We start from the raw sequence: 21,108 nt of genomic DNA on the forward strand, positions 1-21,108 counted from the left end.
ATTGCTCTAGGCCGCGTGGACGAATTCGGAATGTGGGGAAATGGCCAGTTGCGGGGCGCGTCAGTTGCGCCTCGTGAAGATGGCGGCGACCAGCGCGATGCGTTCGACATCGCGATAGGCCGGGCTTTCCAACTCTTCCCCGAATATGTCCGGGTCGATTTCGCTATAGCACAGGGTGCAATCCCGGCTTTCCGCCAGCGCCGACAGCCTTGCGCGCAGGGCGTCCGCCCCGCCGACGATGGCGCTGCCGGTGTAGAGCAGCAGGCGACCCTCCCGCTTCAGCCGGGACAAGGCGCTTTCGGCCATCCTCCAGGCCACGGCTGCGCCATGCCCGTCCCCGCCGTCGCGATAGGCGCGGCCTTGCCGATCCCTGATATAGGGCGGATTCGCCACGATCAGGTCGAAATCGCCCGCCACCGGGTCCAGCGTGTCGGCCAGCACATAGCCGGCGCCGAACCCGGCCACGCCCGCATTGATCCGCGCGAAACGCAGGGCGGATGCGTTGACGTCGGTCATGACAATGCAGGCCTGGGGGCATGAGCGGGCAGCGACGATGGCGCCGACTCCGGTACCGGCGCCCATATCCGCGATCCGCGCCCCTCGCCGCGCCGGGCGCATCGCAAGCTCCTGACGGATCAAGCGCGCGAACCGGTAACTGTCCGGGCCGAAGAACACGGCATCGCGATCCACCGTGGGGTAGCTGGAATGAAGGAACAGATCGTCGTCCAGCGAGGAAACCCGCACGCGGCTCCTCATCATCCCGTCCGCCCGGTGCTCGACCATTTCCGCCCGCTTCAGGCAATCCATTACGGAGCGATCGAGAAGGTCGGGAGAGAAGGGCCGGTTCCACCCGAACACATCGCGCAGGTCACGCGCCGGACGGGCGGCGTCGCGCGCCAATATGCGCGAATGGGAAAGAGGCGTCGGCGTTACAAAGGCATAGCGCCGCTTCTTCAGAAGCAGCAGGAGTTCGCGCAGCGCTTCTTCCTCCATGGCCGCATCTTCCGGCTTGCGCGCCAGCATGGCGGGAGGGGGAATTTCAGCCTTCCGGAAGGCAAAGAGATCATGCATGCCGAACCCCTGCCTGATTGGAACCTGGCGCTTCGGGGCAGCGCCGCTTGAGGTCGAAGCAGTCGCCCTGGCTCAGGACATGCAGGCGGACGTCATGCATGGACAGGGTGCGCTCCGGACTCGCTTCGGCAATATTGGAGTGGGTGACGCCGGAGCCGTCGACGATATAGACCGCCCCGGAACCGATCACGCAGAAACGGTGCCCCTGAACCAGGATGGCGGTATCCTCATCGATGCCGATGCCCAGCACGCGCGGATTTTGCGCCACCGCTCCCATCAGGCGGCCGATGCGCCCGCGCTCCGCGAAATGCTGGTCGATGATGACATCGCGGATCAGACCCAGGCCGGGGGCCATGTGCAGGTCGCCGATGCGGTGCGATTCCTGGCTGCTGCCCTTGACCAGCATGGTCTCGCTCATCACCGATGCGCCGGCGGACGTTCCCGCCACCACGCCGCCTTCCAGATGAATCTGCCGGACCATCTTCTCCACCGGCGTGTCGCCGATCTGGCTGGAAATGCGCAGTTGATCCCCGCCGGTGAAGAAAATGCCCTTGGCATTTTCGAACAGGGTCGCCGCGCTGGATTCCAGCGTTTCGCCCCGTTCATGCACGTAAAGTTCCACCAGATCGTCAAGGCCCAGATCGCCAAAGGCCTTCCGGTAGGATTCGAAATAGCCGTCGGGCTGGTGGCTCGCCACCGTGGCGATCACCAGTTTCCCATCCTTCACCCGCTCGGCCACTTCCTTCAGGATGCGCTTTTCGCCTTCCTTGTCTTCGCGCCCGCCGATGATGATCAGCGGGCCTCCTTCCTCAGCCATCAAGCAGACCCTCCAGTTCCTGTCGGTGGACAGCGCCATGCGGCTCGGCAAGGCGGCTGCCGTGGATCGCGACCGCGAAATGGTCGCTGTTATGCGCGACTCCGAAACGCCCGTGGCGGTCGATCAGGATCGCGCCCCCTTCCCCGCCCACGCGGTCGAGCTGCGCAAGGCCGGTTTCGGCGGCGGCGCAGAGCGGTCCGGCTTGCAGCGCGTGCATGACATGCGCGGCGATGGTCGTGCGGATGATCATTTCGCCGTCACCGGAAAGGGACACGCCGCCAATGCCGTCATCGGCATAAAGTCCGCAACCGGGAAGCGGCGAGTCCCCGATCCGGCCCGGATGCTTGCCCGGCAAACCCCCGGTCGATGTCCCGGCCGCGATATGCCCCTGCATGTCGATCGCGACGCAGCCGACGGTATCATGGGCCTTGGCATATTCCGATGCCATGCGGTCGGGCGCGATCATCTCGGCGGGATCGCACAGCGCTATCTGCTGCTCCTCCGCAAAGCGTTCCGCCCCCTCTCCGGCCAGCAGCACCGATCGGGCCGGGATCAGAGCACGCGCGGCGACGATCGGATTGCGGATGCGGCGGACGCCCGCGACCGCCCCCACCGAAAGGTCGCGGCCGTCCATGATCGCCGCGTCCATCTCGACCGCGCCGTCAGCGTTCAGGACGGAGCCGAAGCCGGCGTTGAAGATGCTGTCATTTTCAAGGACGCGAATGGCGGCCTCGACCGCCGCGACGGCGCAGCCGCCGAATTGCAGCACGATCGCGCCCGCCGCGGCCGCCGCCCGGCACCCTTCGCGGTTACGGTCGTGCAGCGCGACGTCGATCGTCTTCGCCCCGCCATGGACGATGAGGGCCCATTCAGACATGGGCCGGCACCATCTGCTCTCCGGCCGCCGCCGGCGACCCGAATTGCTGTACCTGTCGCCAGACCTTTTCGACCGATGTGGGCAGGATCACCAGCAGGTCGCCGGGCCGGCCCTTGCACAGCACGGCCTCGACCGCCTCGAACTCATCCACGATCCGGTGGATGCGCTCGTTCGGCATGCCGGCCCTCAACGCGCCCTGGGACAACAGGGCATTGGTCTCCCCCCGGGGCCGGCCGCGTCCGTCCGGCGCCTCGCGGAATATGATCTCGTCGAAGACGCCGGCCGCGATCTGCCCCATCTCGACAATGTCGCAGTCGCGCCGGTCGCCGGGAATGCTCACCATCCCCACCGCGCGTCCATGGGCGCCGCGCAGCCGGTCGACCACCTGCCCCAGGGCGATCAGGCCGGCAGGATTATGGGCATAGTCGACGATGATGCGGATGCCGTCCCGCTCCATCATGTTGAGCCGCCCCGGCGACTCCTCGAAGCTGGAGGTGAAGGCGCGCAGCCCTTCGCGGATCGCGTCCAGCGGGACGCCATGGGCGAAGCACATCGCCACCGCCGCCAGCGCATTGGCGATGTTGAATTCCGCTATGCCGCCCAGCGTCGCCGGGATTTCCGAGGCGGGCATCAGGGCGATCCGCTCCTCGCCGCGATGGATGACGATGGTGCCGCCCGTCTCGTCCGGATCGCGGGTGACCGCTAGGCCGCCCGCCAGCAGGTGACGGCGCAGCATTTCCGCCATGCGCGCGCCGCCTTCGAGCGAGAACCAGACGATCCGTCCCCGCGCATGGCGGGCGATGCGCCGGCACATGGGATCGTCGGCGTTCAGGATCGAAAATCCCCTGCGGGCGACATTCTCCACCACGACGCCCTTGACGTCGGCCAGCGCTTCCACGGTATCGATGCCCTTCAGGCCCAGATGATCGGCGGTGACGTTGAGCACGGCGCCGACATCCGCCCCGTCATAGCCCAGCCCCTCCCGCAATATGCCGCCGCGCGCCGTTTCCAGCACCGCCACATCGACGGAGGGGTTGCGCAGGACCATGCGCGCGCTGCGCGGGCCGCTGGCGTCAGCCTTCTTCAGCAGATGGCCGTTGAAATAGACGCCAGACGTGGTCGTCATGCCGACGTTCAGGCCATGCTGGCAGAGGATCCGCCCGACCATGCGCACCGTGGTCGACTTGCCGTTCGTCCCGGTGATGGAGAAGATCGGGATGCGGCTGGAGCGGCCACGTGGAAAGAGGGCGTCGATCACCGGACCGGCCACGTCGCGGGCCCTGCCGCTCGATGGTTCGAGGTGCATGCGGAAACCCGGCGCGGCGTTCAGCTCCACGATGCCGCCGCCCGTCTCCCGCACGGAGCGGGCTATGTCGGGCGACAGGAAATCGATCCCGCAAATGTCCAGTCCGGCGGCGGCAGCCGCCTGCTCGGCGATCAGGCGATTGTCCGGATGAATGTCGTCGGTCCGGTCCACCGCCGTTCCGCCGGTGGAAAGGTTCGCCGTGTCGCGCAGGCGAACCCTCTTGCCAGCGCCCGGCACCGTTCCAAGCGTCATGCCGTCTTTGGCGAGCAGGGCGATCATCGCATCGTCCGCGACGATACGGGTCAGCGCATTTTCATGCCCCCGCCCCCGCCGCGGATCGTCGTTCACCCGGTCGATAAGCTGGCCGATGGTGCTGAAGCCGTCACCCACGACTTCGGCGGGCATGCGCTGCGCCACGGCGACGACCTTCCCGGCCACCACCAGGATGCGGTGATCGTCGCCGGGCAGCTGCTCCTCCACGATGACCCGGCGGCCATGCTGCCGGGCGCGCATCACCGCGGCGCGAAGCGCGGCCTCGTCCCGGACCTGCGTGGTGACGCCGCGTCCATGATTGCCGTCGAGCGGCTTCACCACCAGAGGCATGCGCAGCCGCCGCGCCGCGCCGACGGCTTCTTCCTCGGAACGCACGACCACGCCCCTGGGGACCGGCAGGCCGGCCTCGTCCAGCAGCTTCTTGGTCAGGCTCTTGTCGCCTGCGATGTCGACGGCGATCTGCGACGTGTCGCCAGTGATGCTTGCGCGGATGCGCTTCTGCCTGCTGCCATAGCCGAACTGGATCAGGCTCTGCTCGTTGAGGCGCGTGACCGGGATGCCCCTGCGCCGGGCGGCCGCCACAAGCGAGGCCGTGGTCGGACCCAGCGCGTTCCGGCGCAATATCTCCCGCAAGGACCGGATCAGGGCTTCGGCATCCTGCGGATCGGCGGGCATCTGAACGCCCAGCTTCTCCAGCCCCTTCACCTCGCCCAGACCTTCCGGCAGCAGCGAAGCGACCAGTGCGATGGCGAAGGCGCCCGCCGCCATGCCGGCCTGTTCGTCGCCATAGGTGAAAAGGATGTTGTAGAACCCCGGCTTCCCCCTGACGGAGCGCGTCTTGCCCCGGCTCACCGGGCTTCCCGCCATGGTCTGGAGTTCCAGCGCCACATGTTCGATCACATGGCCGAGCCATGTCCCCTGATGCAGCCGCCGGACGAAACCGCCGGCCTGCCTATAGCTGCAACCATGATTGGCGAGGCCGGGCAGGCGAGCCAGCAACTGTTCGGTGAAAAGCGGCAGGCGGTCGGTCGGCCATGCCTCCAGCCTGCCAAGGTCCACCTGAATGCGCACCATCGGCCGCATGCCGAAGATATGGGCGCCGCGATACAGGCTGCGCTCGACAACGGTCAGGCAGGGTCCCGACGCGACCGCACCGGGATCGGCGGTCGCGTGCTGGAATATCTCATTCATGAAGAAGCTCCACTGGGCTACCTGGCCGGCAGCTCCGATCCAACGGGCTCGGCCGACTTCCGTTCCAGCGGAATTGGGGATGAAGGGCAGGTTTAACTTATGTCATGTCGATTTCCCGGGACCGACAACTGTCCATCGACTTGCCCTCGGGTCTCGGTGGTCCTCAATCCGCAAATGGATCAGGTGGAATCGCGTGGGACAGATCGATGACGACCGTCTTGGTCTCGGTGAACTCCCGGATTGCGTCGAACCCGTTTTCGCGCCCGATCCCGCTCATCTTATACCCGCCATAGGGCAGCATGAAGTGCACGGGGCGGAAAGTGTTGACCGATACGAGGCCGCTTTCGATGCGGGCGGCGACGCGATGGGCGCGGGACACATCCCTGGTCCACAAGCCGCCGACCAGCCCATAGCGCGTGTCGTTGGCCAGGGAGACGGCTTCTTCCTCGCCATCGAACGGCATGACCGCCGTCACCGGCCCGAATATCTCCTCCTGCGCCAGACGCGACCGGTTGTCGACATCGGCAAAGACGGTGGGCTGGACGAAATAGCCTCTTGAAAGGCCCTCCGGCCGTCCTCCTCCCGCCAGCAGGCGCGCGCCGCTTTCATGTCCCAGACCGATATAGGCTTCAGTCTTGTCCCGCTGTTCGGCGGAGGTCTGTGGCCCGATATGGGTGCGGGGATCGAAGGGCGGGCCGGGACGTATCCGCTTCGCCCGCTCGGCCAGGCCGGCCGCGAAACGTTCATAGATCGGCCGCTCCACGAAGATGCGCGATGCGGTGGAGCAGGACTGCCCGGTCGAGCGGAAGGCGCTGTGCGTCGCGACGGACAGCGCCCTGTCGAAATCCGCATCGGCAAAGACGATGAACGGAGACTTGCCGCCGCATTCGAAGGAGCAGCGCTTCAGGTTCGCGCTCGCGCCCTGCATGATGCGGATCGCGGTTTCATGCGATCCGGTGAAGCTGACCTTCGCGACGCCGGGATGGGCGGAAAGCGCCGCGCCCACGGCGCCGTCGCCCGGCAGCACATTGACGACGCCGGCGGGGAAGCCCGCTTCTTCCGCCAGCGCCGCCAGAGCGAGCAGGCTGGCCGGAGTCTGCTCCGCAGGCTTCAGGATCATGGCGTTGCCGGCGGCAAGGCCCGGCCCCAGCTTCCATGAGGCGAGCGAAATGGGGGAATTCCACGGCAGGATCGCCGCCACCACGCCGACCGGCTCCAGCCTGGTATAAGCCAGCGCGTCGGGCCGATAGGGTATCTGCTCCCCATTCACCTTGTCCGCTGCCCCGGCGAAGAAGGTCAGCCAGTCCGCCGCCCGCTGCACCTCGCCCAGCGTGTCGCGCAGCGGCTTGCCATTGTCGCGGCTCTCAATCTCGGCCAGCCGGGCGGCGTCGCGGCGGACCAGGTCCGCGAACCGGGCGATCAGCGCGCCGCGTTCGGTCGGCGCGGTGCGGCCCCATGGACCGGCCATGGCGGCGCGGGCGGCGGCGACCGCATCCTCGACATCGGCCGCATCGGCGGACGCGACCTCCGCCCAGACATTCTCGGTGGAAGGATCGATGCTCGCGATCCGGCCCGCGGCGCGGGGCGCGACCCATTCGCCGCCGATGAACAGCCGGTCGAACCGCTCCACGCTCATGACGCCTGACGCAGCGTTTCGACCGCCCGGATAGGACGCAGCATGTCCGACAGGGACTCCGCCTCGGGCGTTTCGCCCATGGCTTCGGCCACCGACACGGCGCCATCCCCGAAATGCCAGCGCGTGTTGCGCTCGAACTTCGCCAGCACGTCGGCGCGGGACAGGGCCGCTTCCGGCGATCCGGGATGATAGGGCACATGCTTGAAATAGCGGCGCCCCGCCGCCTGCACGGTCAGCCGCGCCGGGCAATGGGCCGGATAGTCGGACTCGGGATCGACCGACGCCTCGATCTTCTGCGCGAGGGTGAGGATGCGATCATCGTCCAGCCGCTCGGCCAGGAAGGTCTCCAGCCCGACATCGCCATCGACCAAAGCCGCCGCGACCCCGAAGAACAGGCTGAACCGGCCTTCATGGGGGGTCTTCGGCGCTTTCTTGCGGTCGCGGGGTTCGGTGACGAGCGTCAGGCCCGGCTCCGCGAGCTGGCAATGCACGCTCTCGATCTCCGCCACCGTCACCCCATCGCGGGCGAAGTCGGCCAGCACCTGCTTCGACGCCTCGATGAAGGCGTGCAGCAACTGGCAGCAGGGATAGGGCTTGTAGGCGGTTTCCGGCAGGTACCAGCGCGTGCCCAGCCCCTCGGCAGCGCGGGCGAAGTCGAGCTGGCCGCTGATCGGGGTGAGGTGCGTTTCGAAGAAGCCGAACTTGCCCTCGAACACCGTGTCGGGACCGGTGATCCCCGCCATGGCGAGGTCGATGGCGAGCATGCCCGCATGCGCGCCCCAGCCGCCATGCAATATCTTGGACGTCGAGCCGGTGCGGGTCGATTCCTGAATGCCTGAGGCGAAGGTGCCCGCAATGCCCATGGCGTCCGCGATCTGCGCCGGCGTCGCGCCGCGCAGCCGCCCGATGGCCGCCGCCACGCCGAAGGAGCCGATCAGCGAACTGGTATGATAGCCGCGCTCCAGGAAGCGGTCGCCGGCCACGAAGCCCAGCCGGATCATCACCTCATAGCCGACCACGGCCGCGTCGACGGCCGCCGCGAGGGACAGGCCCTCCGCCTCCGCCGCCGCCAGCACGGCGGGCACGACGGTCGATCCGGGACGGGCCAGGGAGGAGCCATGCTTGTCGTCCATCTCCAGCGCCTGCGCCAGCGATCCGTTGACCAGCGCCGCCAGTTCGGCGCGGGCCTGCCCGTCGAAGCCGAAGAGGGAGGCGGCCTTCACATCGCCCTTTCCCTTGGCCCATTGCGCCACGAGACGCCCGAAGGCCGCGCCGCTTTCCTCCTTGGGATTGGCCCCGGCGATGGACACGCCGATCGAATCGATCATGTGCCAGCGCGCCGCCTCCCGCACTTCGGGCGGCATCCCGGCCGAAGGGAAATGCGCGGCGAATTCACCGAATGTCTGCGATAATGTCATGTCAGCGGACCTGTTGCAGCGCGGCGCCAAGGGCGATGGCGGGCGCTTCCTCATTTTCCAGATTGTCGATGATGCGTTCGATCTCGGCCACGGCTTCCCCGGTCAGTTGACGGCTGGCGAGATCGCGGAATTTCTCCTTCAGCACCTCGTCCGACATCGGATTGCGCCAATGGCCGCTGCGATAGGTCTGCTCGTGGAAATGCTCGGTCCCGTCCTTCATCGTCACGGTGACGCGGACGGCGCGCATCTGGTGCTTCTCGCGCGCGTCCAGTTCGGGATCGACATAGACTTCGATCCGGTTGGCAAGGTCGATGATCTTCGGATCGGTCAGCTTTTCGTCCGTATATTGGTCGATGAAGGCATTGCCCTCCAGCAGCGTCACCGCGCCGGTATAGGGCAGGTTCATCTGCGCGCTGATCGTCTCGCCATTGGGGACATAGGGCCAGCCGCAATGGACGAAGACCATCTCGGTCGTGCCGACGCGGACCTTCTCCACATCCTCGCTCCGGATGCCTGCCTTTTCCCGGATGGCGCGCAGGGCGTCCACTGTGGTCTGGCTGCTGGCGAGCGAGGAATAGCGCTTGAAGCCGTTGCGGCGCATCTCCCAATCGGTGCCCAAGCCGTCGGTGGCGAAGCTCAGATCATATTCGGCGGAGTAAGTGGAGCAGAAGCCGCCATAGGGCGCCTCCAGCACGTCGCGCACACCGGTCAGCCCTTCGCGGGCGCAGAGGGCGGCGATGATGCCGTTCTGCGACGCCTTGCCGGAATGGAAGCGCTTGGCCATCGCGCCGAATTGCGACGCCATCAGCCCCGCCGCCTGGCTGCCCGCCAGGCCCAGCGCGCTCACATATCGGTCGGTGTCGAGGTCCAGCAGCTTGGCGATGGCGGCCGCCGAACCGAAGGTGCTGGTAAGGCCGCAGGGATGGAACCCGCGATGGAAGGCCGACGGGCTGACCGTGTTGCCGATGCGCGTGCCCAGTTCATAGCCCGCGACGGTGGCGCGGATCATGTCCTTGCCGGTGAAGGCGCCGAACGCCCCCTCCGAACAGGCGATCACGGCGGGGACGACGCCCGCGCCATAATGCGACATGGACTGGTCGTGGCAGTCGTCCAGCTCATAGCCCTGCGCAGCCGTGCCGTTGATGAAGGCGGCGCCGAGCGGATCGGCCTTGACCTTCATGCCCCAGGCGCTGGCGCTGGGCTTCTGGCCCAGAAGGCCGACGGTGCGGACCACCGCCTGCACCCAGGGGGTCGGCGCGCCGAATACGGCGCAGCCCAGGCTGTCGCGGATGCACTGCTTGGCGTTCAGGATCAGGTCGTCGGGAATGTCCCGATATTGCAGGGTCGCGGCGAAATCCGCGATGTCGCGGGTTGCGCCGGGGACGACGAATTTGCTGGGTGCGTTCATGGAGGAACTTTCTTCGATAAGGGATCAGGCGACGGACAGCGCGGGCTTCCGCGAGGCTGTCTTGGCGTAGGCGGCGGCGCTGCCGCCCGCGAGGCGGCCGAAGACGGCTCCGCTGGTCAGGCCGCTCGCGCCGGGATAGTTGAAGTAGAATATGCCGCCGACCATCTCCCCCGCCGCGAACAGGCCGGGGATGGCGTGGCCGTTGGTGTCGATCACCTCCCCTTCCGTCGAAACCCTGATGCCGCCGAAGGTGAAGGTGACGCCGCAAGTCACCGCATAGGCTTCGAACGGCCCGGTATCGATGCTGTTGGCCCAGTTGCTGCGGACGACGCCGTTGCTGGAGGCGCTGCGTCCGTCCTTGATATTGGGGTCGAACGGCATGTCGGTCTTCACCGATGCGTTGAATTCCGCGACTGTTTCCAAGAATTGATCCTTGTTTATTTCTCCGATCCTGTCGGCCAGCTCCTCGATGGATTGGGCGACGACCTTGGTGACCTGGCGCGTGCGATATTCGTCGCGCAGCAAATGATTGACCTTGGAGTCATAGACTTGCCATGCCACCTGTCCGGGTTGCTGCAATACCGCCTGCCCATATTTCGCATAGGTGTAGTTACGGAAGTCGGCGCCTTCGTCGACAAATCGTTTTCCGTCGCGATTGACCATGATGCAGAGCGGATAGGAATGACGCTGATATTGTGGCGTCAGTGCGAGATCGCCGAAATCCTGCGCGTTGCGTTCCCAGGACACGGCATGACAACCCGACCAGTGCCCATAGGATTGCGCGCCGGCGGCGAGAGCCATGGACAGGCCGTCGCCGGTGTTGAAGCGCGAACCGCGAACCTTCGCCAGATCCCAGCCCGGCCCCAGATAGCGGGCGCGCCATTCGGCATTCGCCTCGAACCCGCCGCAGGCCAGCACGACGGCCCGCGCATGGATGGTTTCGATCTCGCCCTGCCCGTTAAGCAGCGTGACGCCGGAAATCCCGCTTTCGTCGCGCAGCAGATCGCGGACCCAGGCATTGTAGCGGATTTCCACGCCGCGCTTTTCCGCCGCATTGTACAGCGCATCGACCAGGCCGGGGCCGCCGCTGGCCACGGCGATGGTGGCGCCGCCCCAGAATTTGAAGCGGCCGTTCACGCGATAGGCCTGCCGCCCGAAATTGGGGAAGAAGCGGACGCCCTGATCGCGCATCCACAGGATGGTCTCCCGGCTGCGCTTCACCAGGATTTCGCACAGGTCGGGATCGGTGCGATATTGGGTGATCTCGCCCATGTCGTCGAAAAACTGTTCCTCGGTATAGGTGCCGAAGTCGCTGACCGCGACTTCCTCGTCCGTGAGGTCCGGGCAATAGGCGCGGATGTCGTCGGCGCCGTCATAGACGGTGCGCATCAGCCCGTCGGTATAGGCGGAGTTCCCGCCCCGCTCCTCCACCGGGGAACGTTCCAGCAGGAGGACGCGGCTCCCCTCATTGGCGGCGCTGATCGCGGCGCAGAGCGCGGCATTGCCGCCGCCCACGACCACGATGTCGAAATCGGATTGTTGCTGTTCCGGCATTCCCGTCCCTCTTGATCCAGGCCAATCCCTGACTCAGGAAAGCGCTGCCGCCCTCCCCTCCAAGGCAAGCGGGCGGGTACGCCGGTGAGACCGGTCACAAGGCTGCCCCGCCGCTGTCATGCCAGCCACTTTTAGGGGATTGCTTTATGCGCGCACGGAATATTATAGCATTCTGCCATATCAAAAATTTATGGTGAGGATGGCCGGATGAAGCTGCAACAGCTCCGCTATGTCGTTGAAATCGTGCGGCATAACAATCATCTCTCGGCGGCGGCCGATGCCCTCAACACCTCGCAGCCCGGGGTGAGCCGGCAAATCCAGTTGCTGGAGCAGGAACTGGGTTTCGAGATCTTCATGCGCACCCGCAACCGGATCATCGACCTGACCGAACCGGGCCGCGTCGTCTTTTCCATCGCGCAGCGCATCGCGACGGACGTCGCCGCGCTCAAGTCGCTGAAGGAGGACATGCATTCGGGCAATCGCGGCGTCTTCACCATCGCGACGACGCATACCCAGGCCCGCTATGTGCTGCCCAAGGTGGTGGAGAAATTCGTCGCCCGCTATCCCGACGTGAAGCTGGTGCTGAAGCAGGGCGACCCGGAGGAAATCTGCGCGCTGGTGGAGGCGGGCGACGCAGACCTGTCGATCGGCACGGAAACGACGCGGGATTTCCCCAATCTGGTGAAGCTCGACTGTTTCGACCTGCACCGCTGCATCGTCGCGCCCGTCGGCCACCCGATCCTGGCCGTGCCGGAGCTGACGCTGGAGGAGATCGCGCGCTATCCGATCATCACCTACGACACGCGCTATAGTGGTCGGTGGAAGGTGATGAAGGCCTTTTCCGACGCCGGACTGGAGCCGAAGATCGTGATGAGCGGCATCGACGCCGATGTCTGCAAGACCTATGTTGGGATGGGCCTGGGAATTGGGATATTGGCGTCCATGACTTATGATCCGGAGCGCGATGTCGGTATTCGGGCGCGGGATGCATCGCATCTGTTGCCGTCGAGCACGATCAAGATCGTGCTGCGGCGGAATACCTATTTGCGGTCGTTCCTGCTGGACTTCGTGCATTCGGTCGCGCCGAATCTGACGCCCTTGCGGGTAAGGCGCGCGGTGCATGAATTCCAGACGGTGACGGGTTAGAGCCAATCGGCGCACCATGTCTCTGCGAAGGCATTCGAACGGACAAGCGGCTGATAGGAAGCGGGTTCGGGCGATGAGAATTTGGCCAATTCAGGACCTTCCTTCTCCCTTGAGGGAGGAGGATGGGAAGCCTTGGCGACGAGGAAGCCCAGGCTGATCTGGATGAGGGGGAGCGGGCCTGCGGCCCGTGCGATCCCACGGATCGCAACCCCCTCACCCGGCTACGACTAGGCAGCAAGCTGCCAAGTCTGCGCAGCCCTCTCCCTTGAGGGAGAGGGGTAAGTGGGTGTCCGATTCCTACTCAAATCAGTCATCCAGCCTATTCCGAACGCAGCCAATCCCCCTGATAGAACCGGGCCGGATCGGAGGGCGTCCAGGCGGGCGGATGCAGCGCCAATATGTCGGTCATGACCTCCACGATGACCGGCGCATCCTCCTTGATGGCGGATCGCAGCGCGGGGCCCAACTCGCCCGGCCGCTCGATCCGACAGGATTTGCAGCCGAACGCGCGCGCCGCGGCGGCATAGTCGACCGGGGAGAAGCGCCAGTGATGATCATGGTCGGTATTGTCGGCCCAGACCGGCTTTTCCTGGCTGAGGCCATTATTGTTCGAGACGATCGTGACAGTGTTGATGCCGTAACGCCGCGCCGTCTCCATTTCACTCATATGGTACAGGAACCCGCCATCGCCGGTGAAGCACAGGACGGGCCGATCGGGCTGCGCGCATTTGGCGCCGAGCGAGGCGGGATAGGACCAGCCGAGCGATCCGGCGGCGCGCAGCAGGCCCTGCCCGCGCCGGTCGAGATAGATGTGGCGCGCTGCCCAGGCGGCGGCATGGCCGGTGTCGACCACCAGAAGCGCGCCTTCCGGCAGTTCTTCCGACAGGATGCGGCACAGGCGTTCGGGACGGATCGGCAGGGCGTCCAACATTTCGGCCGGCGCCGCCGCCTGCGTCCAGTCCGCGCGCAATTCTTCCACATGCCGCAGCCAGTCCCGCCGTACCGGCATGTCCGTCAGCGCAGCGGAAAATTGTTCCAATATGGTTTTCGGATCGCCGCAAAGCGCGGCCTGCAACGGATAGTTGCGGCCCAGTTCGCGGGCGTCCACGTCGATCTGCATCGCGGCGACGCCGGGTTGGGGCACCTTCCAGCCGGTGGTCGTCATGCTGCCCGCCATGGTCCCCACGAAAAGGACCAGATCGGCCTCGCTCACCGCCCGGTTGGCGGCTTCCCGCGAATAGATGCCGCAGACGCCGAGCGAGAGCGGATCGCTTTCCCGCAACACCGCCTTGGCGTCGAGCGAGGTGGCGAGGGGCAGCCTGTGCCGCCGCACGAAGGCCGCCAGCGCTTCCTGCGCGCCGCTCGCGCGGATGCCCGATCCGGCGATGACGACGGGACGCATGGCATGGCGCAGCAGGTCGGCGGCGCGGCGGATGTCGGCGGCGGGCGCGGCATGGCGGACCGCCGGGCATGAAGCGAAGGCCGGATCGGGCAGGGGCGCGGGGTCCATCGGATCGTTCAGCACCCCGCCGGTAAAGCCCGCCAGTTCCAGATGGACCGGGCCGGGCGCACCGCCGGTCGCCACCCGCATGGCCTGGCCCAGCATGTCGGGCAGGCGCGAGACCAGGTCGATGCGCGACGTCATCTTGGTCAGCCCGGCGAAAATGGGCTGCTGGTCGACCTCCTGATATTGATTGCGGTCGCGGGTGGCGGCGGTGCTGCCGCCGGTCAGCGCCAGCACCGGGGATCGCGCCATCAGCGCGTCCAGCAATCCGGCGGCCAGATTGGCCGCGCCGATCTGCTGCGCCCCGCACAGGCCGATCCGGCCCGAAGCCCGCGCATAGCCGTCCGCCATATAGGCGGCGGCCTTCTCGCCATGGGCGACGACGGGCAGGACGCCAGCAGCCTGCATCGCCTTGACCGCCCCGGGCAGCAGCAGCGGGACGTGGAAGAAATGAGTCGCGCCGCAGGCCGCAAGCGCGTCGGCCAGATACCGGTCCCCGCTATACACCGGCTCGGGCGATCCTGCGGGCCAGCACCCGCGCTGGCGAACCGTCGCCTCCGGCGATGGGCAGGGCGCCGAACAGGAACTCGACCCGATCCCCGGCGAAGGCGGCGTGCCCGGTCAAATGCTCGCAGATCAATATGCCGTTGGCGAGCAGCGTGCGGTGGACCGGCCAGTCGAAACCGGGTTGCCGAAGATGATAGACAAGGTCGGGCGTCGCGAAGTCGCAGGCCAGCATCTTGATGCGCCTTTCCAGCAGCCATGTGGCGGCTTCGGGGCTGAAGCTCGGATGCCGTTCATAGTCCGGCGTGCCGAAGCGGGCGGCCCAGCCGGTGTCCACCGCCAATATGTCGCCCGCCTGCAGGAGCGGGCGGCATTGCTCAAGCTCCGCGACGGAGATGATCTGGTCCGGCCCCTTTTCGATGCGCCAGACGACGCCTTCGCCGCTCAGCCGCTCCGGCGGGATCGACGCCATGTCGGGCGCGTCCTCGAAATAATGCAGCGGCGCGTCGACATGCGTCCCGGCATGCGCGACCATGTGGATGTCGGTGACGTTGAACGGGTCCTGGGGCAGCGAACGCAGCTTGCCGAAGCTGGGCCTCGGAAAGATCGACGCGCAGGGCATGTCCGGGCCGACATCATGGGTCAGGTCGACCCAGGGACCGGCGGGCTGGACCGGCCTGCTTGCCGGCAGGTCCAGCCAGCCGATCCAGCCATCCGGCGCCTTGGGGCATTGATCGCACATCGGCTCATCCTCTTCTGCCGTTCAGGTCTGCACCTGGAACGGGTCCCGCTCGCTTTCGGACAGGTTGATCATCACATTCTTCGTGGTCAGGAATTCCTTCAACCCCTCTTCGCCGCGCTCGCGGCCGAAGCCGCTGTCCTTCACCCCGCCAAAGGGCGTCTGCACGGCCACGGCGCGATAGGTGTTGACCCACACCATGCCGGTGCGCAGCGCGGCGGAAACGCGGTGCATGCGGTTCAGGCTCTGCGTCCAGATGCCCGACGCCAGGCCAAAGCTCTGGTCGTTGGCGATGGCGATCGCCTCCTCCTCCGTATCGAAGGGGATGATGGAGAGCACGGGCCCGAAAATCTCCTCCTGCGCCACGCGCATGCGGTTGTCGACGTCCGCGAAGATGGTGGGCTTGACGAACAGCCCGTCGCGCAGAATGCCGTCGCGCGCCGCTTCGCCCCCGGTGATCAGCCGCGCGCCGTCCGCCTTCGCGGACTCGATGAACGACAGGATGCGGTCGAACTGCGGCCGGTTGGCCGCCGTGCCCATCTCCGTCGCGGGATCGAGCGGATCGCCCAGCCGGATATTCGCCGCCCGGCGCGCCAGTTCCTCCACCACGCCGTCATGGACCGACCGCTGGACCAGCAGGCGCGACCCGGCGATGCAGGTCTGCCCCGTCGCCGCGAAAATGCCCGCCAGCGCGCCCACGGTCGCCTTGCCCAGGTCCGCATCCTCGAAGATGATGTTGGGCGATTTCCCGCCCAGTTCGAGGATCACGGGCGTCAGGTTGCGCCCGGCGGCGGCGGCGATTTCCCGCCCGCCATGGCTGCTGCCGGTAAAGCTGATCTTGTCCAGCCCGCCGCCTTCCACCAGCGCCCTTCCGGTACGCGCATCCCCCGTGACGACGTTGAACACGCCCTTGGGGAATCCCGCCTCCTCCACCAGCCGCGCGAATTCCAGCGTGGTGACGGACGCATGCTCGGACGGCTTCACCACCACCGCATTGCCCGCCGCCAGAGCCGCCGGCACCTTGTTCGCCAGCAGCGCGATGGGGGAATTCCATGCCGTGATGACGCCGATCACCCCCAGCGGCTCCATCGTCGCATAGTCGAAGATGTCGGACCGGTCGACGGGAATGACCTTGCCGAATATCTTGTCGGCATAGCCCGCGAAGAAGCGGAAGACCCGCGCGCAGAAGCGCATCTGCGATCGGGTTTCGCGTATCACCTTGCCATTGTCGGTGGACTCCAGCCTGGCCAGCCGGTCGGCGTCGCGCTCGATCAGGTCGGCCAGGCGGTGCATCAGCCGGGCGCGCTCCACCCCCGGCACCCCGCGCCAGCGCCGTTCGAAGGCATCCCGGGCGGCGGCGACGGCGGCGGCGACGTCGGACGGGCCGGCTTGCGAGATTGTCGCCCAGACATTCTGGTCGAACGGATTGACGGTGGGAAAGCGCTCGTTCGTTTCCGGCGGCACCCACTGCCCGCCGATGAAAAGGTCGTAATCCTGCCGCTCAGCCAATGTCATCCTCCCGCCTTTGGCACAGTCCTAGCCCGCCGACGCTATGCCCTCCAATATGTTTCCGGTGAGCGAGAATAACGGAAGCTTATGGTGCCCGCCGGTTCCACCATAAGCAGCGCTTCTCCTGAATGCCGTTTGGATATTGGCCTTCGATCCCCTCGATCCGGATGATTTCGCATCGGAAATGCGCGCAGGACAGCGGAGCATGGGAGAGGTGGAATGGCAATCCGGAAATTGATGAGGCTCTTGGGCTGCGCCGTCGCGATGACCGGCGCCATGGCCGCGCAGGCTTCGACCCTGAAGGACATATGCGGCGAATGCCGGTTCGAAAAGCTCGTCACCTGCGGCCAGTTCCTGGAAGGGATCAATTTCGACGGCAATGGCGACATCTGGGCCGTCAGCCTGTTCAACGGCGCAATCGTCAAGGTCGTCGGCGGCCAATGCGTCACCCAGCTCAGCACGGGGGGCAATCCCAACGGCGCGCGCTTCCATAAGGACGGGCGCTTGTTCATCACGGACAATGCGCGCGGCATCCTGACCTATGATCCGCGGTCCCGGTCGCTCACAGTCTTCGCGGACAGGGTGGAAGGCAAATCCTTTGTCGCCAACGACCTCGTCTTCGATGAACAGGGCGGCATCTATGTGACGCTGGCGGACAATTCCAATTATCTCGACCGGGTGGGGCGCGTCGCCTATTTCGCGCCCGGCACCCGTTCGGCCCGGATATTGGCGGACAGGCTGCCCTATCCCAATGGCGTCGCGCTTACGCCCGACGGCAAGTTCGTCAATATCGGCCTCTACGGCACGAAGGCGATCATGACCATGCCGTCGGTCGCCAATGCGCAGAGCAAGCGCGGCCCCTATATTCTGGCGCATACCGATGGCGGGATCGGGCCGGACGGCATGACCATGGACGCGGACGGGCGGCTCTATTGGGCGGAATTCCTGGCGGGGGCGGTGGGCGTGGCCGATATGGACGGCTTCACGCTCGGCTATATGAAGTTGCCGAAGGAAGCCGGCCGCTGGACGACGAACCTCACCATCCATGACGGCTATCTCTACGTGACGGAGGCGGAAAAGGGCGAGATCTGGCGCACGCCGGTGACGGTGAAGCCCCAGTCCTGACCGGCGCCGACAGTTTCGGCATGCGATAACGATATGCTGCTCCTCTGCGATTATATTGTATTGCATGCTACCCGGCCATAATGTCCGGCCAACCAGAATATCGATGAGGGATGCAGCGTGAACGCAAGGGCTGGCCGGAACGAAGGGCCTTATGATTTCATCGTCGTGGGTGCCGGGTCGGCCGGATGCGCGGTTGCCAATCGTCTGTCGGAGGATGGCCGGGAACGGGTGCTGCTGATCGAGGCGGGCGGGCGCGACAGCAGCATCAGCATCCACATACCGCTGATGGTCGTGAACCTGCTGAAGGACCCCAATCACACCTGGCCCTTCATCACCGAACCGCAGGCCGCGCTCAAGAACCGCACCCAATTATGGACGCGGGGGCGGGTGCTGGGCGGCTCCAGCTCGATCAACGGCAATGTCTATGTCCGCGGCGATCCGGCGGAATTCGACAGTTGGGCGGCGCTGGGCCTGCCGGGCTGGGGCTGGTCCGACATGCTGCCCTATTTCAAGCGGATGGAAAGCTACCGCCAGGGCGATCCGGCGGTGCGTGGCCATGACGGGCCGATCGGCGTCACCAGCCTCAAGCATTTCGACGCGCTGGCCGATGCTTTCGTGGAAGCGGGCTGCCAGGCCGGGTTCGACTATGTCGAGGATTATAATGACGGCCATTATGAGGGCGCGTCCTATCTGCAATATTCGACCAGGCGCGGTTTCCGCTCCTCTTCGGCGGTCGGCTATCTGAAGCCGGCGCGGGGCCGTCCCAATCTGGACGTGATGGTCGACGCTCTGGTGACGCGGGTGATCATCGAAAACGGCGTGGCTACGGGTGTGGAGGTCCGGCGTGGCAATGAACTGACGCGCATCGACGCCCGCAAGGAAGTGATCCTGTCGGCAGGCCCGGTCCAGTCTCCCAAGCTGCTCGAACTGTCCGGCATCGGCAATGCGTCGCTGCTGCGCGAATATGGAATAGACGTCATCAGGGACATGCCCGCCGTGGGCGAGAATTTGCTGGACCATCCCAATACCCGCCTGACATTCGAATGCACCAGGCCGATCACCATCAACGACGCCCTGCAGCGCCCGACGGTGAAGGTGAAGGAAGGCCTGAAATTCGCGCTGTTCGGCAAGGGGCTGCTGTCGATCTGCTCGGCGGTGGCGCATATCGTGATGCGCAGCTCCCCCGATGAACCGCGCGCCGACCTGAAGCTCCAGCTTCAGCCCTTTTCCGGCAAGGATCGCTATGCGCGCAGGCCGCAGGACGGGCTGGACGCGCATTCGGGCTTCACCGTGGGCGTCATGGGCCTCAGGCCCCGCTCGCGCGGCTGGACGCATATCCAGTCGCCCGATCCCGTCGCCTATCCGAAGATCGACCCCAGATATTGCGACGATCCGCATGATGTCGGCGTGCTGCTGGCGGGGATCAAGGCGGTGCGGAACGTCGCCTCCCATCCCGCGATGCGGGCGATGATCGTGCGGGAGACGCGGCCCGGCGACGCCACCGTCACCGATGAGGAGATCATCGACTATATCCGGGAAACGACGCAGACCACCTGGCATATCGTCGGAAGCTGCAAGGCGGGGACCGATGCGGAGGCGGTGGTCGATCCGCAACTGCGGGTGCGCGGCGTCGGCAATTTGCGGGTGATCGATTCCTCCATCTTCCCGACCATTCCCTCGTCCAACACCAATGCGCCGACCATCGCGCTCGGGGAACGGGGCGCCGACATCGTGCTGGCGCAATGGCGCAACGACAGCCGGGCGGCCGCATGATGCGCATCGAGAGGATAGAACTGCACGTCACCGAACTGCCGGTCCGGCTGAAGCGCACTTTCTCCAGCGGCAGCTACGACACCGGGCCTTCGGACCAGTTGCTGGGCAAGCCCGTCCTGCTCAAGATCCATGCGGAGGGCGTGACCGGCATCGCCCAGATCCGTCCGATCAGCCCCGGCCATTTCGTCGCCGATACGGTGCATAGCGTGATCGGCGCGATCAGGGACATCTACGGACCGCTGCTGATCGGCAAGCGGGTGTGCGACCTGGAATCGATCGACGGCCTGCTGACATCGCGGCTGGCGGGCAATCCGGCGGCGCGGGCGCTGGTCGACATCGCGCTGCACGATGCATTCGGCAAGGCGGTGGGCCTGCCCGTCCACGCGCTGATCGGCGGGCGGGCCAATGCCGCGATCCCGCTGGAATGGTCGGTCAGCCTCTATGACGATCCCGCCCGGATGGTCGCGGACGCCCGCCGCGCCGTCGAGGAATTCGGCATCCGGGTGCTGTGCCTGAAGGCGGCGGGCAAGGGCGGCTGGCGGACGGACGTCGCCAATTTCGAACAGGTGCGGGCGGCGGTCGGGCCGGACATCATGATCGGCGTCGATCCCAATACCGGCTGGACGGCGGCGGACACGGTGTCGGCTCTCAACGCCCTGCGCGACATGGATGTGGGCTATTGCGAACAGCCGGTGGAGCGGGCCGATCTGCGCGCCATGGCCGCGATCCGGGCCAAGGCGGGCGGCGTTCCCATCATGGCCGACGAAAGCCTGTTCACGCTCCAGGACGCGGCCCGCATCGCGGATGCGGCGGCGGCGGATGTATATTGCATCAAGCTCTACAAGGTCGGCGGCCTGACCCCCGCCCGCAAGATCGCGGCGCTGGGCGAGGCGCATGGCATCGGTATCAATTGCGGAGGCCTGGCGGTCGCCTCCCAACTCGAAGCGGCGGCGGCTGCGCATTTCTGCGCCTCGGTCCCGGCGGCCCGCACCTTCGGCGCGGCGGAGTTCGTCTTCGGCGTGGGCGTGCTGGGCGACGATCCCCTGATCGCGGAAGGCGCCATGGCGATAGAGAATGGCGCCGTGACGGTTCCGACGGGGCCGGGCCTGGGCCTTGCCGTCGATGAAGCGGCGCTGCAACGCATGACGCTCCAGAAGCTGGAAGTGACAGGGTAGATCGGCGCCGACCTCTGCCGATTTGGGTTGGATTGCGGACATTCCCCCTCCCGCAGGCGGGAGGGGGTTAGGGGGTGGGCTG

Annotated in this window: 15 protein-coding genes; 4 read left to right on the top strand and 11 right to left on the bottom strand. The window is 66.2% G+C overall.

The genetic code is table 11. The features are described from left to right. Window positions 1-60: 60 nt before the first annotated feature. The 8 genes from K7W03_RS04480 to tcuA all read right to left on the bottom strand — a co-directional run bounded on the left by K7W03_RS04480 (window position 61) and on the right by tcuA (window position 11,551). The gene (locus tag K7W03_RS04480) at window positions 61-1,071 is read right to left on the bottom strand and encodes a methyltransferase (protein ID WP_226869692.1); all 1,011 of its coding nucleotides are present in this window, start codon (window positions 1,069-1,071) and stop codon (window positions 61-63) included. Next, window positions 1,064-1,888, bottom strand: a complete 825-nt coding sequence (locus K7W03_RS04485; RefSeq protein WP_044660649.1) for a cyanophycinase — start codon at window positions 1,886-1,888, stop codon at window positions 1,064-1,066. The genes K7W03_RS04480 and K7W03_RS04485 overlap by 8 nt, the downstream gene beginning before the upstream one ends. Then, window positions 1,881-2,765, bottom strand: coding sequence for an isoaspartyl peptidase/L-asparaginase family protein (locus K7W03_RS04490; protein ID WP_222885704.1), 885 nt, complete (start codon window positions 2,763-2,765; stop codon window positions 1,881-1,883). Before K7W03_RS04490 ends, K7W03_RS04485 begins: the two co-directional genes overlap by 8 nt. Further along, entirely contained in the window at window positions 2,758-5,535 is a 2,778-nt protein-coding gene (cphA, locus tag K7W03_RS04495) for a cyanophycin synthetase (protein ID WP_222885705.1), read from the bottom strand. Before cphA ends, K7W03_RS04490 begins: the two co-directional genes overlap by 8 nt. A 163-nt stretch (window positions 5,536-5,698) precedes the next feature. Beyond that, entirely contained in the window at window positions 5,699-7,171 is a 1,473-nt protein-coding gene (locus tag K7W03_RS04500; RefSeq protein ID WP_222885706.1) for an aldehyde dehydrogenase family protein, read from the bottom strand. Continuing rightward, complete coding sequence (locus tag K7W03_RS04505; RefSeq protein WP_222885707.1) at window positions 7,168-8,589, bottom strand: MmgE/PrpD family protein; 1,422 nt, start codon at window positions 8,587-8,589, stop codon at window positions 7,168-7,170. Before K7W03_RS04505 ends, K7W03_RS04500 begins: the two co-directional genes overlap by 4 nt. Window position 8,590: 1 nt before the next feature. Then, entirely contained in the window at window positions 8,591-9,997 is a 1,407-nt protein-coding gene (locus tag K7W03_RS04510; RefSeq protein ID WP_222885708.1) for an MmgE/PrpD family protein, read from the bottom strand. A 24-nt stretch (window positions 9,998-10,021) separates the two neighbouring features. Further along, window positions 10,022-11,551 (bottom strand): FAD-dependent tricarballylate dehydrogenase TcuA, encoded by a 1,530-nt coding sequence (tcuA, locus tag K7W03_RS04515; RefSeq protein ID WP_222885709.1) that lies wholly within the window; start codon window positions 11,549-11,551, stop codon window positions 10,022-10,024. Window positions 11,552-11,758: 207 nt separating this feature from the next. On the opposite strand from tcuA, the gene K7W03_RS04520 reads away from it, so the two are divergent. Further along, on the top strand, window positions 11,759-12,697 hold the full coding sequence (locus tag K7W03_RS04520; protein ID WP_222885710.1) for a LysR substrate-binding domain-containing protein: 939 nt from the start codon (window positions 11,759-11,761) through the stop codon (window positions 12,695-12,697). A 319-nt stretch (window positions 12,698-13,016) separates the two neighbouring features. On the opposite strand, the gene K7W03_RS04525 is transcribed toward K7W03_RS04520, so the two are convergent. From K7W03_RS04525 to K7W03_RS04535, 3 genes are read right to left on the bottom strand one after another with little or no spacing between them, the layout of a single operon-like run. Then, window positions 13,017-14,708 carry a thiamine pyrophosphate-binding protein gene (locus tag K7W03_RS04525; protein ID WP_222885711.1) on the bottom strand — a complete coding sequence of 564 codons (1,692 nt, stop codon included), beginning with the start codon at window positions 14,706-14,708 and terminating at the stop codon, window positions 13,017-13,019. After that, window positions 14,701-15,447, bottom strand: a complete 747-nt coding sequence (locus K7W03_RS04530; RefSeq protein WP_044660641.1) for a cyclase family protein — start codon at window positions 15,445-15,447, stop codon at window positions 14,701-14,703. Before K7W03_RS04530 ends, K7W03_RS04525 begins: the two co-directional genes overlap by 8 nt. Before the next feature lie 21 nt (window positions 15,448-15,468). After that, window positions 15,469-16,959, bottom strand: coding sequence for an aldehyde dehydrogenase (locus K7W03_RS04535; protein WP_025551945.1), 1,491 nt, complete (start codon window positions 16,957-16,959; stop codon window positions 15,469-15,471). A gap of 231 nt (window positions 16,960-17,190) precedes the next feature. Between K7W03_RS04535 and K7W03_RS04540 the strand changes: the two genes are divergently transcribed. From K7W03_RS04540 to K7W03_RS04550, 3 genes are all read left to right on the top strand, one after another. Further along, window positions 17,191-18,078, top strand: coding sequence for an SMP-30/gluconolactonase/LRE family protein (locus K7W03_RS04540; protein WP_222885712.1), 888 nt, complete (start codon window positions 17,191-17,193; stop codon window positions 18,076-18,078). Between the two features lie 117 nt (window positions 18,079-18,195). Next, the gene (locus K7W03_RS28200) at window positions 18,196-19,851 is read left to right on the top strand and encodes a GMC family oxidoreductase (protein WP_222885713.1); all 1,656 of its coding nucleotides are present in this window, start codon (window positions 18,196-18,198) and stop codon (window positions 19,849-19,851) included. Continuing rightward, entirely contained in the window at window positions 19,848-21,026 is a 1,179-nt protein-coding gene (locus K7W03_RS04550; RefSeq protein ID WP_222885714.1) for a mandelate racemase/muconate lactonizing enzyme family protein, read from the top strand. The genes K7W03_RS28200 and K7W03_RS04550 overlap by 4 nt, the downstream gene beginning before the upstream one ends. Window positions 21,027-21,108: the final 82 nt, after the last annotated feature.

The sequence above is a fragment of the Sphingobium sp. PNB genome, assembly GCF_019873065.1.
GTDB lineage: Bacteria > Pseudomonadota > Alphaproteobacteria > Sphingomonadales > Sphingomonadaceae > Sphingobium > Sphingobium fuliginis.